This is a genomic window from Mariniblastus fucicola (assembly GCF_008087665.1).
In the GTDB taxonomy this organism is placed as follows: domain Bacteria; phylum Planctomycetota; class Planctomycetia; order Pirellulales; family Pirellulaceae; genus Mariniblastus; species Mariniblastus fucicola.
In genome coordinates, this window is record NZ_CP042912.1 from 939,708 (window position 1) to 955,182 (window position 15,475).

Annotated in this window: 11 protein-coding genes; 3 read left to right on the forward strand and 8 right to left on the reverse strand. The window is 53.4% G+C overall.

The window, feature by feature from the left end; genetic code table 11:
- Positions 1 to 87: 87 nt before the first annotated feature.
- Positions 88 to 690, forward strand: a complete 603-nt coding sequence (locus tag MFFC18_RS03350) for a PEP-CTERM sorting domain-containing protein (protein ID WP_075085216.1) — start codon at positions 88 to 90, stop codon at positions 688 to 690.
- A gap of 483 nt (positions 691 to 1,173) precedes the next feature.
- Positions 1,174 to 3,777, forward strand: a complete 2,604-nt coding sequence (locus MFFC18_RS03355) for a hypothetical protein (protein ID WP_075085215.1) — start codon at positions 1,174 to 1,176, stop codon at positions 3,775 to 3,777.
- 40 nt (positions 3,778 to 3,817) lie between these two features.
- Here MFFC18_RS03355 and MFFC18_RS03360 read toward each other — a convergent pair whose 3' ends face one another.
- The 4 genes from MFFC18_RS03360 to sufC all read right to left on the reverse strand — a co-directional run bounded on the left by MFFC18_RS03360 (position 3,818) and on the right by sufC (position 8,758).
- Complete coding sequence (locus MFFC18_RS03360) at positions 3,818 to 4,930, reverse strand: glycosyltransferase family 4 protein (RefSeq protein ID WP_075085214.1); 1,113 nt, start codon at positions 4,928 to 4,930, stop codon at positions 3,818 to 3,820.
- Positions 4,931 to 5,010: 80 nt separating this feature from the next.
- Entirely contained in the window at positions 5,011 to 6,324 is a 1,314-nt protein-coding gene (sufD, locus tag MFFC18_RS03365; RefSeq protein ID WP_075085213.1) for a Fe-S cluster assembly protein SufD, read from the reverse strand.
- A 100-nt stretch (positions 6,325 to 6,424) separates the two neighbouring features.
- The gene (gene sufB, locus MFFC18_RS03370; RefSeq protein WP_075085337.1) at positions 6,425 to 7,855 is read right to left on the reverse strand and encodes a Fe-S cluster assembly protein SufB; all 1,431 of its coding nucleotides are present in this window, start codon (positions 7,853 to 7,855) and stop codon (positions 6,425 to 6,427) included.
- A gap of 96 nt (positions 7,856 to 7,951) precedes the next feature.
- Positions 7,952 to 8,758, reverse strand: coding sequence for a Fe-S cluster assembly ATPase SufC (gene sufC / locus MFFC18_RS03375; protein WP_075085212.1), 807 nt, complete (start codon positions 8,756 to 8,758; stop codon positions 7,952 to 7,954).
- A gap of 340 nt (positions 8,759 to 9,098) precedes the next feature.
- On the opposite strand from sufC, the gene MFFC18_RS03380 reads away from it, so the two are divergent.
- Positions 9,099 to 11,009 (forward strand): alanine/glycine:cation symporter family protein, encoded by a 1,911-nt coding sequence (locus tag MFFC18_RS03380; protein WP_075085211.1) that lies wholly within the window; start codon positions 9,099 to 9,101, stop codon positions 11,007 to 11,009.
- Between the two features lie 140 nt (positions 11,010 to 11,149).
- Here MFFC18_RS03380 and MFFC18_RS03385 read toward each other — a convergent pair whose 3' ends face one another.
- From MFFC18_RS03385 to MFFC18_RS03400, 4 genes are all read right to left on the reverse strand, one after another.
- Positions 11,150 to 12,382: an MFS transporter gene (locus MFFC18_RS03385; protein WP_075085210.1), complete on the reverse strand. Its 1,233-nt coding sequence runs from the start codon at positions 12,380 to 12,382 to the stop codon at positions 11,150 to 11,152.
- Between the two features lie 189 nt (positions 12,383 to 12,571).
- Positions 12,572 to 14,113 (reverse strand): vWA domain-containing protein, encoded by a 1,542-nt coding sequence (locus MFFC18_RS03390; RefSeq protein ID WP_075085209.1) that lies wholly within the window; start codon positions 14,111 to 14,113, stop codon positions 12,572 to 12,574.
- Positions 14,114 to 14,190: 77 nt separating this feature from the next.
- Entirely contained in the window at positions 14,191 to 14,658 is a 468-nt protein-coding gene (locus tag MFFC18_RS03395) for a TadE/TadG family type IV pilus assembly protein (RefSeq protein ID WP_075085208.1), read from the reverse strand.
- Between the two features lie 11 nt (positions 14,659 to 14,669).
- Positions 14,670 to 15,122, reverse strand: coding sequence for a TadE/TadG family type IV pilus assembly protein (locus MFFC18_RS03400; RefSeq protein ID WP_075085207.1), 453 nt, complete (start codon positions 15,120 to 15,122; stop codon positions 14,670 to 14,672).
- Positions 15,123 to 15,475: the final 353 nt, after the last annotated feature.

Genomic DNA, 15,475 nt, shown 5'->3' on the forward strand with positions numbered 1-15,475 from the left:
TCAACAGCAACACCTCCGTCGTATTTCAAAGTGGTCAAACACATTTAGACATATTCAGATCTTCAATTTAAAATTAGGTATGACATCATGAAAAACTATTCAATTCTACTGGCTGTCGCTTTTTCTCTGGTGCTTTGGAGCAATACAGCGTCGGCTGAAATTATCGTCCATGTCGGCAATGTTACTGTCGATGCTGGTACTAATGCACTGGTGCAGGTCACTGCGACCGGTGACGAAAACTTAACGAGTTTTGATACGCCATTTGATATTGGGAACGACGGATTTCCCAATATTGCGCCGACCGGTTTAACTCTGATTGACGTCGTTTCGGCTGAGCCATTCGGAACTGGTTTGTTCTTCAACGCTGCTGAAAACCTTCAAGAAGACCTCATCGTGAATGACGTCTCGTTGGCCACTGGCGTTCTTCTGGATAGTTCTCCGACCTTGTTGTTTACAATGGAGTTTGCCGTCGGAAATTCAGTTCCAAGCGGAACCGTATTTGACTTGACGGTCATTCGTGACGACAAGTTTGTAATCAATGGAACTTCCAATCCGGGGCCTGGAACAAGCCCGGTGGTTGATGTGAACAATGGCTCCATTACCGTTAGCGCGGTACCAGAACCATCCAGTCTTGCGTTGGCGGCGTTGGTAGTTTGTGGAATAACGCTGAGACGCCGACGCAGTTCTTGATTTTGCTGCTTTGCAGCGAGACAGTCGCAGTTGAAAATCGGCCCGGTTGGTGCTTGCGTAGAAGCAGGTGCCAACTTGAGCAATAGTGCCTCTAACGGCTTTGCTTGGGTTTGAGGGCAATGGCATTGAGGCGTAGATCGATTCCATCGCATGGCGGCACAGACAAACAAAGAACTCATGCTGTGCCTGAAGTACTGTGATTCGTATTGGCAGTTGGCAAAGAATTCATCCGATCCCATTCGTTTGAGATTGGGCCTTGTTGCGTGGAGCAAGCGGTCTGTTTGACAAGTTCCGCGAAGCGATCGTCCAGCTAATTCCGCTCCCGGATTCGAAAGTGTTTCGAAATTGGTTGTTCACTGATAGCACTTTGGCACATCAACATTGACTCGAATTGGCAAACGGAACAAATTGCTGATTCCCTGACCATCCACCCGCACCAGTTCGGATGGTCAACACCCATTTTGACTTGGCAAGGATGCTCAAATGTCGAAACGAGAAGCTCGAATTTCAGATTTGCTGTTGCGCTCATTCACCGCTGTACTGGCGTGCAGTTGCGTTGTCTTGAATGTAGGGCCGACGCTTGCCCAAGACAAAGGGTTTTCAATCTTTGAAGACGCTGCAGACGCGTCCAGCAAAGGTCCTGTCGTTTCTCCGCAAGAAGCGTTTACTGGTCCTGAAACAACGCTGCCAAAGTCGCAGTTCGGAACGTTCGGAAACACGACGCCGTCCACGGCTGGTTCGTCGAACGTTGGCTCAAATGGAGCCGGCAAGCCGCAGTTGAATGGGGCCAGAGCGATCGGCACGTATTCTCAGGACGGCCGAAAAATGTTCAGCCAGCCGCCAAGTTCCCAGTCAGGAAACGTGCGGCAGCTCAAGCCGTTCACCGGAAATACGCTTCGTCCAAGCGACCGGCCGGAACCAGACGAGGAAGCAAACGACAGTCAGCCCGCTCCGATTGTCGTGGGTGACTTCCCAAAATCAACGCGTCGATTAGGGTCTGCCGCATCAGAATCAGCTACAGAGAACCCGGCGGTTGCTCAACAGGAATCCAAGTCGAAGGTCGCCCAGGTTACCTTTCAGGATGGCGGATTCATCCCTTCAAGCCGCCCGGCTTCCACTGGCGGGAGCCGTTTCAATCCGACACCTGAAAACAGTTTTGGTCAAACTGAAACGCCATCAAATCGCTTCGGTGCGCCGGCGGCTCAAGCGCGGTCAACCTTCCCGCCATCGACAGGGCAGCCGAGACAAAGATCTCAACCACTAAGCCCGTCGCCTTCCCAACGTCGCGAACCTTCGCGGTTGGCACCTACACAGGCTTCTGCTGCAACACAACCACCGGCGATTCAGCGGCGAAACGGATTCTCGACTCTTGGATCTTCGCAAACTCAACGTCCTCCAGCAGACCGGACCGCGGTCTTGCCGACGATGATGCAGAACAATGGCATGCAACGAAATGCGGCCGCGAATGCCCGTCCGGCTTCGACATCGAAAGCCGTGTCCGGTTCCAATGCGGCGAAACAGTTGTTGACTGCGTGGGTGGAGTCCAGTTCCAAGTTGAAGCTTCCGGGAAAGCAAGTCAAGTTGCACGAATTCCTTGCTCAACCAATTCGAGGTTCGCGCAAGGACGCCATCAATCAATATTGGATCACGTTTAGCGACATGGCCAATCATCAACTGGCGATCGAGCAATCACGATGGTTGGATTCTATTGCGAGCCCTCGGCAACCGACGGATCAATCGGTTCTCGCCGCGGCACAGCAGGCTGCAAGGAATCGTATTTTGCTTACAGAAATTCAGTTGGCAAAATCGCAGTCGATTCTTGGTGACTACCTTCCGAATTTTCGCGACAAGAATGGAAACAGCATTCCTGTGCTTCCGGCGGATGTTCCCTGGGTGGGAAAGCTGAATACAAATTTGAAGAAGTATCAAAGTCGCGGTATCGTGCCCGTTCGCTTCAACTCGATCGACGAAATTCTCCCAAAGGCTCGTCAACTGATCGCCAATAGTGCTGACGCGGTTTCTGCGGCCGGCCGCGCGGCTGAGCAAGCCAAACAGGCCATGTCCACTGGAAACTCACCGGTCGCGAACGTGCTTGAGGCTGCACGTATCAAGTCGAAAAACGAGGAGGATTTCCTTGGGACGGTTACAGGATACAACCGGGCGATAACGGATTATGTGTTGTCAGTTCGGCAGGATATTTATCAGCCAAAACGTCTGGCTTCGGTTTTGATCGGACGCAAGTCAGTCGAGCCGACGCTTGCCAAAACCAAAAAGCAGACTCCGGAAGAAGACGTTGATCCGATGGCCAGTGTGGCGAAGCCGAAGATGCGGCAGGTTGCGACAGAGAAATCTGCTCGCGAGCCAAGCGTCGAAGGTAAGTCGGCATATCAGCTTCAGAATACGACTCCGACTGCTCCTCCGGCTGTGAAGAAGTCACCGTTTTCCCAAGCCAGCATCAGCCAACCAACGTCGCCGCCTGCCGAGAAACAACAAAAATTTGACTACGGCCCAACCAAAGAGTCAGCGGCGGCGGCAAAATTTGATCCTGCAACAGTTCAGGCCGAACTGCCAATGCAGCAGACCGAACAGGCCGGAAATTCACCCGGCTACTCTGGAAACGCGTCTCGGGCAACGCCAGGGCAGGATCGGACAGCCATGGGCGGTGGGCGGCAACGACTTGGTGCTCGCGGTCAGGATGACTCCACTTTTGGACAGTCGGCAAGTACTGCGCCTCGTCCCGTTGAACAGCGTAGTGCACCGGCTGGGCGTCAAGATGCTGCTTCTGCGAGCGGGAGATTTGGTGGAGCCGGAGCGTTTCCGAAGAGCACTCAGCCGGCGGCTGCGCCTGCGAGCGGCAGCGGTTTTTCGCCAGGTTCGACAACGCCACCTGCCTCGCCTGCAACCTCAGCTCCCAAAGTGAGCAATCCATTTTCCGACACTGCATCGCCACCGGCAGACTCAACTGGTGATGCGACAACTTTTAACAGATTCAAAGGCGGCGGAGCTGGAACGTTCGGAGGTGGTGCAACTCCACAGCCTTCGGCCGCATCGCGATTCGGCGCCCCGGGTTCGACAACACGTCGATAGACAGGGCGGGGTTCGGTAACACGCCGATGAGCAGGGTTCACTAACTCGCCGATAGCCCAACTGCATGTCGGTAGCACCGAGCGAGATCGTCGCCTGCTCGCTCGGCCGAAAAGTTTTGCTCGGCGATCTGTCGAAGTGCTTTTGAAACTTCAACTCGTCGATCGTCCTTCGAAAGCAGTTCGACGATCGTTGGTGCCGCGCGTTCAAATTCGGCTGGCGGAAACATCAGTTCGTGCATTCCCTGAAGAATCTCCGGCGTTCCACCAATATCGGTCGTCACGATTGGAAGTCCACTGGCTGCTGATTCAAGCAACACTCGCCCCAAAGGTTCCTGTCGGGCGGCATGAATGAGAACGTCGGCTCGTCTCATTAACTCGGGAATGTCCGTACGTCGGCCAAGCCATTTGACGGAGCCCGGCTCAAAATTTTCTTCCGCGAATCGATGCAGTTCTTGCTCGTACTCGACGGCTTCCTGTTTTTGCGAATGCCGTTCCCCAACGATCCAAACTTCGGATTTGGGAGCGTGTTGGAATGCAGCGGCCAGCGTTCTCAACGTTAGGTCGACGCCTTTCCGCCGTCCAATCTGTCCGATGCACAAGCAGACTTTCCTGTCGGAGTTTGCACGCTTCGTGCCGTCAATCCAGTCGGGACGAAATCGCTGCAAGTCGACGCCGTTGTGGATAACCTCAATTCGTTCAGCCGGCATTCCAGCGGCAACATGGAAGTCCGCGGTGGCATGGGAAACGGCGACGATCTGATCGAGCTGGCTGACGTCGTCGGTTGCCTTTCGGCTGAGCTTGATGATGTCGCGGAGGTAGCCCAACCCTATCGTGTTCAGTTTGGCTGTGACGGGGCCAAGAATGCGTCCCGCAGCCAGACTGTTGGCGTGAACGATGTCCGGGGCAAGGTCACGGATCAAATGCGCAAGTTCAACACGTATTAGTTGTTGAGGCTTGCGTGTTTTGTCCGCCATGTGAAACGAAAAATGTTTTACGCGAACGTTGTTTTTTGTTAGCAACGCAGCGAAATCAAACTCGCGCGGCAGTGCCGCCGTGAATTCAAATCCGGCATCTTGCAGTTTCGGAAGCGCGGCAAGAAAAGAGAACTCGCCACCGTTGAGTGCCCCGTATTCGCTAATTAGCAGTGCGTGCATGGCGCGTGCAATCCAAGCCTGTGAATGTTGCTAAAGCGATATCTGATTCAGATTCACAGGCGCGAGCCACCTGCGTTCTGCTATTCGTAGTCGCGGACGCGACGAGCGATGGCCAATGCAAGCGCCTCACGAACGCTCTCGATGGTGATGCGATCGAACACCTGCTGAAAGAACCCGGTCACAACTGCACGGATAGCTTCCTTGCGAGTGTAACCACGGCACTGAGCGTAGAAGATCAACTCTTCATCGACTCTTCCCGATGTCGAACCGTGTGTACAAGCCACGTCATCGGCTTCGATCTCGAGGCCCGGAATTGAATCGGCGCGTGCTTTGTCAGAAAGCAACAGGTTGTCGTTGCGCTGGTAGCCGTCGGTTTGCTGGGCGTCGACGTCGACTTTGATCATCCCGCGCCAGACAGTTCGCGACGAATCCTGAAGGGCAGCTTTGTAAAGAAAGTCGCTCGTGCAAGCGGGCTTTTCGTGATGCTGAAGTGTGTGGTAGCTGAGGTGCTGCTTGTTCTCGGTGAACATCGCACCGTTGACTTGAACGTTCGCTCGATCGCCACGAAGTGCCACGTGTTGATTCACTTTTGCCAAGCGAGATCCGAGAGCTCCAACAGTCCATTGAAGGTTTGAGTCACGGCCGACGACGCCTTTTTGGTGAGCGAAGTGCCAGACTTTCTGACCCCAATCCTGCAAGTTCACGTAGCGAAGATTCGCACGATCAGCAACGAACAGTTCGATGCCGCCGCAGTGCATTCCGTTGGTGTCGGCGGCGCTGTTTGATTCTGCAAGAACCGTGGCTTCGGCGCCCTCTTCAAGAACGATCAGCGTGTGGCGCAGGTCGCTGCCACCTTCGGTGATTTGCGAGCTGACGTGAACTGGTTTGTCGAGGATCACATTCCGTGGAACGTAGAGGAAGACTCCTCCTGAAAACATGGCGGCGTGCAGAGCGGAAAAACGATCGAACGCCGGATCGACTGACTGGAACAAATACTTCTTGATCAGGTCGCCGTGTTCTTCGATGCAATCTGCGATCGTTCCAAAGATGACGCCCTTATCTTTGTACTCCTGAGCCAGTTCGGTTGCCGCCGCAGGATAGCCATCGATTGAGCTGACGCTGCCGGCAAGATCGACACCTTCACTAAGGACAAGTTTCGGAAGTCCTTCGGTAGAAGATCCCTCTTTAAGAGCGAATTTTTCCAACTTGAACATGCGGATGTCAGTTCGCATCCATTCTTCGTCGCGGTTGTTCGGCCATGGAAGTTCGTTGAAAGTTTTCCAGGCAGATTCACGAAGTTCTGTTAGCCAGGCAGGCTCGTTGAGTGAGCCAAGGAGCTGGCGAAATCCTTCTTCGTTGAACGCGACCATCTTGTTTTCAGTAATCGTTGTCATTGTGTTTCGGGAGTAAAGCGTGGTTGCGGTTTCTGGCCGCAATCGTTTGTTGATTATCGCTACACGTGATTGCGGCTGGAAACCACAACCACGGGATGAACTAGCCGACGGAGCCTTCCATCTGCAATTGTATCAGGCGATTCATTTCGACCGCATACTCCATCGGAAGCTCTTTGACCAACGGCTCAATAAACCCGTTGACGATCATTGTGCTGGCTTCTGTTTCAGAAAGCCCACGGCTCATCAGGTAGAAAAGCTGTTCTTCGCCGATTCGCGAAACGCTGGCTTCGTGGCCTACCGAGACGTCCTGCTCCATGATCTCAATGTAGGGATACGTGTCGCTGCGGCTTTCCGGGTCCAGAATCAACGCATCGCACACGACGCTACATTTGCTGCCGATGGCTCCTTTGTCGATGCGAGCCAAACCGCGGTAGCCAGCGCGGCCACCGTTTTTGGAAATCGACTTGGAAACAATTGTTCCTGTCGTGTTCGGAGCCGAGTGAACCAGCTTCGCACCGGCATCTTGATGTTGTCCGGCACTTGAAAACGCAATCGAAAGAATCTCGCCGCGAGCACCAGGTTCCATCATGTGAACCGCTGGGTACTTCATGGTGAGTTTTGAACCGAGGTTTCCATCGACCCATTCCATGACCGCATCCTGATACGCCATCGCACGCTTGGTGACGAGGTTGTAGATGTTGTTGGCCCAGTTCTGAATCGTCGTGTAACGGCAACGAGCGTTCTTCTTGACCATGACCTCAACGACCGCACTGTGCAGCGATTCGCTGGTGTACATCGGAGCAGTGCAACCTTCGACGTAGTGAACCTGAGCGCCTTCGTCGACGATGATCAGCGTTCTTTCGAACTGACCCATGTTTTCTTCGTTGATGCGGAAGTAAGCCTGCAACGGGAAATCGATCTTCACACCTTTAGGGATGTAAATGAACGATCCGCCTGACCAAACGGCACTGTTGAGAGCCGCGAACTTGTTGTCTTCCGGAGGAATGATTGTGCCGAAGTACTCACGAAGCAACTCAGGATGCTCACGAACCGCCGTATCGGTGTCCGTAAAGATCACACCCTTGTCAGCGAGGTCTTTTTGAAGCGATCCGTACACCACTTCCGATTCGAACTGCGCCTTCACGCCGGCCAGGTATTTACGCTCGGCTTCCGGGATGCCCAGTTTTTCGAAAGTGTCTTTGATTTCTTCTGGAACATCATCCCACGACTTGCCCTGCTCGTTGGTGGGCTTGAGGTAGTAGAAGATATCCTGGAAATCGAGATCGATATCGCCGCCCCACTCGGGCATTGGCTTGTCGTTAAAGATCTTCAATGAGTCCAGACGGAACTTGCGCATCCAATCCGGCTCTTCCTTGATATCCGAGATCTGATTGACGATCTCTTCATCAATACCTTTACGAGCTTTGAAGACAGCAGTCGTTTTTGTCTTAAAGTCGTATTTCTGGATGTCCGTACCGCGAAGCTCATCGGATTCGGCGTCAGAAGATGATTGTGTGATGTCAGTTGCCATATGGATATTCGGGAAGATTTTGTTGCGATCGTTCAGATTCACATTCCCGCCCTTTTCTTTCGAATAGTTGGCTAGTTTGTTTCTGTAGCGAGCTGATTAAACTGCGACTTCTTCATCATCGTTGACTTTCGCAGCTTCAGGATATTGAGCTCGAATTCGCTCGTAACCTTTTTCGTGAAGCTCTTCAGCCAATTCCTTGCCGCCGGTTTCGACGATTTTGCCGCCGAGGATCACATGCGTGAAGTTCGGTGGATTGTGCTCAAGCAACTTGTCGTGATGCGTGATGATTAACAGGCCCATCTTGTTGTGGCCGATCTCGTTGATCGACTGGCTGGCAAGACGAACCGCGTCGGCATCCAGGCCTGAATCTGTTTCGTCCAGGATCGCGAACTTGGGCTGCAGCATCGCAAGCTGAAGAATTTCAGCTCGTTTCATTTCGCCACCAGAGAACCCATCGTTGACGTAACGACGAGCGAACTCGCTGTCCATCTGAAGCTGTTCCATGTTCTCCTTGATCTCTTTGCGGAACTCACGCATCGGGATCAAGTCTTCGCCTTCTTTGCGATCCGGGTTACGAACGTTCGTCGTTGCGTGACGAAGAAAGTCAGCCATGCGAACGCCAGGAATTGCGACCGGTCGTTGGAACGCCATGAACAATCCGGCACGAGCCCGTTCGTTTGGTTCCATGTCCGTGACATCTTCGCCGTTGAGCAAAATTTGTCCCGAAGTGACCTCGTAGTTTGGGTGTCCCATGATCACAAGGCCCAGCGTGCTTTTGCCGCTACCGTTTGGCCCCATCAATGCGTGGGTCTCGCCTCGCTTCATCTCCAGATTGACACCGCGCAAAATAGGCTTGTCGTTAATGGAAACGTGAAGATCAACAATTTTCAGTACGTCGCTCATGTCTTGATTATGCTGGAGGGTTGTGTGATGGGAATGTCTTGCTGTGTCGCTTCTTAACCGCCCGATCCTACCCCTGAATAACCTTTGGTTTCACGAACCCGGGTCGTTGAATGGAGAATCGATTGAAGAACGGTCTGCGAGCGCAGCAACGGCATGGTTTTCCGCAAAGTTGGGGAAAAGCCCGGACTCTGGTATGCTATGCCTGAGGCCTCTTTTTCACAACCATTAAGGGCCGATTTCCATTAAACAAGGGAAAATACTGAACCGACCGCCTTGCTGGTTTCCAGTGCCAGACTGCCACGATGTATGAATCCGCTCCATTACTCCGAGTCCAGTGAAAATGATCTTGAAGAACCGCTTTCTGCACAACCGTATCCAATGGCCCGCGCTCACGGCCATGACCTTTTTGCTCGTCAGTGTCTTTCTAACCGGCACGGCTTTCGGGCAAGAGACACCTGAGTCTGACGATAGTGCTGGCGTTGCGGCGGAGGTAAAAACCGATGCGGAAAACGCCTCTGCCAAAGACTTCATGGACGACGTCAACGCGAAACTCGAAGAAGTCGACGCGTTCGTCGGAGAGAACATCGTCTCGCCGATGGCCGGTGTGATTTTTAACGGGCTGTGGACGGGCGATTACGAGCAACCCAAAGTCGATGAAGCAGGGCAGCCTGTTATCGATCCGGTGACCGGCGAGCAAGTCATCGAGAAACAGGAAGGTTGGTTGGGCGATGGTTCGGTCAGCGTTCCTTTCATCGTCGTTTGGCTGTTTGTCGGAGCCGTCTTTTTCACACTGTTCATGGGCTTCATCAATGTCCGCGGTTTTTGGCATGCGATTCGGCTAACCAAAGGCGATTACGACAATCCTGATGACCACGGTGAAGTGACTCACTTTCAGGCTCTGTCCTCGGCACTTTCCGGAACCGTCGGCCTTGGAAACATCGCTGGCGTGGCGATTGCCATCGGCCAGGGTGGCCCGGGAGCAACCTTCTGGATGATTCTGGTTGGGTTGCTTGGAATGAGCACCAAGTTCACGGAATGTACGCTGGGGCAAATGTATCGCCGCGAAGACAAGCGTGGTCGGGTTTCGGGTGGTCCCATGCGTTACCTGAGTGCGGGGCTGAAAGAAAAAGGCCTCGGGCCGCTCGGTTCATTGCTGGCCGTCATGTTTGCGATTCTTTGCATTGGCGGATCGTTCGGCGGCGGCAACACTTTTCAAATCAGTCAGTCTCTCGACGCGATCCGCACCGAGGCTCCGATCCTGAACCAGTACAGTTGGATCTACGGCCTGATCATGGCGATCGCGGTTGGGTTGGTCATCGTCGGCGGTATCAAATCAATCGGAAAGGTCGCCTCGCGTATCGTGCCGTTCATGTGTGCCGGCTACGTGCTTTGCGTGCTGTACATTTTGGGCACACGTTACACCGATATTCCGGCAGCGTTCCAGTCGATTTGGGACGGAGCTTTCAATTTCGAGGCAGGCTACGGAGCGTTCCTCGGTTGCCTGGTGATTGGCATCAAACGAGCCGTGTTCTCCAATGAAGCTGGTACAGGCTCGGCGTCGATCGCTCACAGTGCGGCGAAAACCGACGTGCCGGTTCGTGAAGGCTATGTTGCTCTTCTGGAGCCGTTCATCGATACCGTTGTGGTCTGCACGATGACGGCTTTGGTGATCATTATCACCGGCGTGATCAGCGACAAAACTCAGGAACTCTCTTTGGACACGATTCAGAAAGAGCTTTCCGTCACCCAAATCGTCGAAGAGCAATCAGTCGACGTTGCCTCTTTGTCGCGACTTGATGCAGAGAAGCTTTTGATCGAAGCCAACAGCAGCTACGACGCCGATGGTGATGGAACGCTGACGGTCGGAGACATGGTTGCTCTCGACCGCGGGGCCTACTTCACAAAGCAGGCGTTTGTTGAAGGCGGTTTTGAGTGGTTCAAGTGGTTCCTGTTTTTGGCCATTGTCCTGTTCGCGTTCTCGACTTGTATCTCGTGGGCCTATTACGGGGAACGCTGCTTTACTGCCCTGTTCGGCGATTGGTCCTCCGGTCTGTTCAAGATCCTGTTCCTGACATTCACGTTCCTGGGCGCGGTGATTGCACCGACGAGTATTAAGGATTTCAGCGACATGATGATCCTTGGAATGGCGTTCCCAAACATGCTGGGAATGTATTTCCTTTCTGGCAACGTCAGGCGTCATCTCAATGAGTACGTTTCGGATCTCAAGGCCGGCAAGTACGATCGGAATTAACCTACCGATTGAGAACGCTTGATAGTGCTCAATGCGAGCACGAAACGCGAGTGAGCCAGCGATGACGCTGGCTCTTTTTTTGTGGCAACTCGACTCGGAGACATCCAGCTTCGAATTGCAATAATACCGATGCGGTTCGGCTACTCCGCTGGCGAATTTTCGACTGTACTTAATAGCCGCTGTCGCATGCGACCGGAAACGACAAACATCATCACCGCCGATAGCAGGCTGAAAGCGGCAAGGAAGGCCAGCTGACTTTCGAATCCGATCCCTGCGTCCAACAAGACTCCGGTCAGTCCGGATCCGCATGCAGAACTGAAAACGATTCCGGAAACGACCAGCGAAAGGATCGAGCCAAGGTGTTTTGTGCCGTAAAGTTCCGGCCAGACGGTTCCCGTCATCGAGCTGGCAAAGCCCATCCCAATTCCGATCAGTGTCATCGAAAGATAAACAAAAACGACGCTCTGCCCTAACGCCAACAGCAGGCACGCCAGCCCCAGCGGCAAATGGTAAATCCACATCAAGCCGATGGCTCCGTAGCGATCAATCAACGAGCCCGCATAAAGTTTTGACAAAACCATGGTGACTGAAACGACCATGAATCCGGGCCCAAAACTGCCTTCCGGCCATCCCTTGATTCCGACCAGGTGTTGATGATTGAAGTACACCGCCGTGATGATAAACGCGGGCGCAAACATTCCCGGGCACGCAAACCAGAACAGCTTATCCCGAATGACTTCCGACCGAGTCCAGTGTTTCCCAATCGCGGCTTGCGGTTTCTTTGACGTACTGACCGTCGGCTCACGCGGTATCCTTGTCAGCCAAAAACAAAACGGGATCGAGAGCAACGCAAACATCGCAGCAGCCGCCCAGCAATATCGCCAGGAAACCCATAGCGTCGCGACTCCCACCAGCGTGGGAAGCGTTGATTCGCCCAGATTCAGTCCCATCGACGTCAGTGAAAGTGCACGCCCCCGTTCGGCGTCGAACCAGCGACCGACTGCCGTCTGGGAGACGTGAAGCATCATGCCCTGGCCGAACAGTCGCAAGCAGAAAAGGCAAACGCCTAACAGCCAGACTGAGCTGGAAACCGCCATTGTGCCGCAAGCCAACGCCAACGCCGCCAACACCACTGTCGAGACTGCCGCGATCGGAAAGCGGTCTGCCACAAAGCCGACGTTGAGAAACATTACGGCACTGCAGAGCGTTGCGCCCATGTACAACAGTCCGAACTGACCATCAGACAGATCGTAGCTGCTGCGAATGTCTTCGCTGAAGAGCGAAATGAAGAAGGTCTGCCCAAAACCTGAAAACAGAGTCAGCAAAAATGCGCCCAGCAACCAGCGGGCGTTGTGTCGAATAAAATCTAACAATTTGGCCTACTGAAAATTTGGCTGAACCGGAAGCATCAGCATTGGAGCCATTCGGCGACTGATTACAACCCGTCCGGAAACGGCTCTCTCTGTGACGGCGTGGCTGCAAAAAAAGACGCCCGAAGGTTTCCCTCCGAACGTCCAGTCTCGTTTGCCGTATGACCAGTGGGTCAATAACTCAATCAAACTCTACTCAGTCAGAATCGTCGGAAGGTTGTTTGCAACTTCCTTGAAGATCGTGACCAGAAAGTCGCCGGTGTCAGCGTGATAGTGCTTGCCGCCACCTTCGTCCGCTACGCTTTGCATCGCGACTTTGTCGGCGTCGGGTGTAAACGTCACTGTGTGAATCGTGACCGCATTGGAATGCACAAGATTCTGAACTGTTGTCACGGGGTTGGCCGTGCCGCTACTTGGAATACCGTCGGTCAGGACGATAATCGTTTTCTCCGCGAACGGACGTGCGACGGCACCAGACATGTTGTTGTTCTGAGCCCAATCCGGGTCTGCGATGGGTGGCAAGCCTGTCGCCAGACCTTCACCGATCCCGGTACCGTTGAGCGGAACAATGTCAGCAACGATGTTTCGAATGTTCTGGTAGTAAGCAACACCACCATTTTTGATGTCATCGTCTGTCAACGCCGTGTCGACTCGGGCGGTACTGTCAAAGGTTACCAACGCGACTAATTCCTTCTGATCGGTTCCACTTTCCAAACCGTCAGTTGTTCCGCCGAGCACGTCAAGGAACGCTTCAACACCGAGCACGAGGAACGACCAACGACTGTGGCGTGGAGCTTTGGTTTTAAAGCCATTGTTCCAGCTGGTTGCGTACTGCTCCCAGTCGTACATGAACTCGTACATGTCTTTGTGTTCCTGCTCGCTGGAGCGGGTCCAGTAATCGTACATCTCATTTCGAACGTCGCTGGTGAAGTTACGCTCGTAGATGTCCGGGTCAGCGCGGCGCCATTTACCTTTGCTTTGGTAGTAGCCCAGTGCCTGAACGTAGTCGTCGTAGCTGATCCGACGCTCGTTGTAGTATTCGTAGTAGTAATAGCCCTTTTTGTAGTTGTATCTCAATCGACGTACCTGAACGACATCGTTGTACAGCTCTTCCAGCGTCTCATCCAAGTCGGCCATGTCTTTGTAGTAGAGCATCGAGCCTGAACGGTCGAGAACCAGAGCGATATCGCGATCAACCTGCGTCGCGATCGATCGTCGTTCCGGCGTGAACTTGGAAATGTTCATTGACTGAAACACGAGCGGAATGTTGATTCTGCCTTTGACCCCAACGCTCGACGCACGTTCAGCTCCGGACTTGATTTGCGACACAGGAACCTGGGTGAATTGATACATTTCGTCTGGAGGACGAACCGAATAGCCAAAGTGAACGTCGCGGTCGTCCAAGCGGATGCTAAGTTGCTTTCCGCCAACATCGTTCCACTTCGACGCGGTTTCGATCGCATCGTAGGTAGCCTGTACGATTTGCTCGCGCCGCACAGAAGGTGAGACGTTGGTGACGATTTCACGCTGGGCTTCACTCAAAGCACGGCCTGCGGCATGAGAAGAAACATCGGTCGAGACTTTCATCTCTGTAGCAACCAGCTGCATGTAAGCCATGTTGATGGCGAATCCACACAGGATCAGAATGACCGGAAGCATCAACGCGAAAAGAGGCAGGACTGCACCTTTGCGGTTTCGTAGCTTTGTCCGAGTCAGGAATGTTGGGTCGAACATGTAAGCACCTGATGAGCAAAAAAATGGGTAATAACGATAGCGAAATGTGTCGTTGTCCGGAGGCTGGCCGGACCGGATTACTGTTGGGTTTCAAAGAACCCGATGTAGCGTTCCGATCTCAATTGGGTTTGTGTTGTGATGGCCTTGTCTCCAAAAACCGCGGCGGGGAAGACGATCGAGTTCTGGCCGATTGGAACTGTGATTTGCGTTGTGACGAACGCCCGGTCTTCCAGGACCGTGCCGTCGTCGCGGAAAATCGACTGGTAGGTTGTCGTGACGGTTGCTCCTTTGGTGCCCAGGCGAGACAGCACGTCAGCAGCTTTGGCTTCACCGTCTTCTTCTGTAGCACCTTCCATCATCGCAAACCGGCATGCTTCGTACGCAGCGTTCTGAGCGAGGTTGCGCATGATGCTCATGCGGGCAAACTCAAAGCAACAGAATGTGACCGCCAGGAATGCTGGTGCCACGACCGCGAATTCGACAGCTGCCGCACCTTTGCGATTGCGTTTGCGAAACTTCTTGATTGTTTTAATGGTCTTGAACATGATATTTGCGACTAGTGATCAAACTCACGGGCGATCTTTACCTGAGCGGTAACGATTCGATTGGCAACAGAATCAAAAATGATGGCGCTATTGCCAGACGTCGGGGCTTTAACGGTGACCGTTAATGGGTCGAGCGCGTCGAGCGTCGAAAGATCGTTTGGCTCGACGACGATACTGCCTTCATCTCCGAGCGTCACATTTCGAGCGGCGAGGATATCCTGGACTCGTGTAACCACCTGTTGCCTGGTGGCTCTACGTTTGGCGCCGGTTCTGGCTCCTTCGTAGGCTGCGATGGTCAGCGATTCCTTGAGGTAGTAGGCGGAGCTGATTTCCAGCGTTCCGAACATCAGGATAATGATGACCGGAATGCACAGCGCGGCTTCAACCACTGCCGCACCCCGACGCGATCGCTTGTGGATCAACGACGAGCGTCGATGAGTAGGGATTTTCTTCGTGGCAAGCATGCGGAAACACTTCTAGGACAATCTGAAAACAGACACGGTGTGAAATACAGCCGAAGCCGTCGTCACTATGGAACCTATGTTTTTCTGCGCCTGCTGACGGACCGTAGAGAATATCGAGAGTCAGAATCAGCCAAAAACGATTCTGTAGTCGGCACAATCCGCACGACCGGTAGAAGAGGATCGCGGCTGGTTGCGAGAACCCGCGGCCCAAAAAAGAAGCCGCTGAACAGAGCTCAGCGGCATGATGGATTTTAGGCACTGTTTGACAAATTGATTTTAATGTCATCAACGTGGCCAAACTTGAGCGGCAAGGCGCTAGCCGCCGTTAAAAAGCGCAACGGAACGGCGGCTAG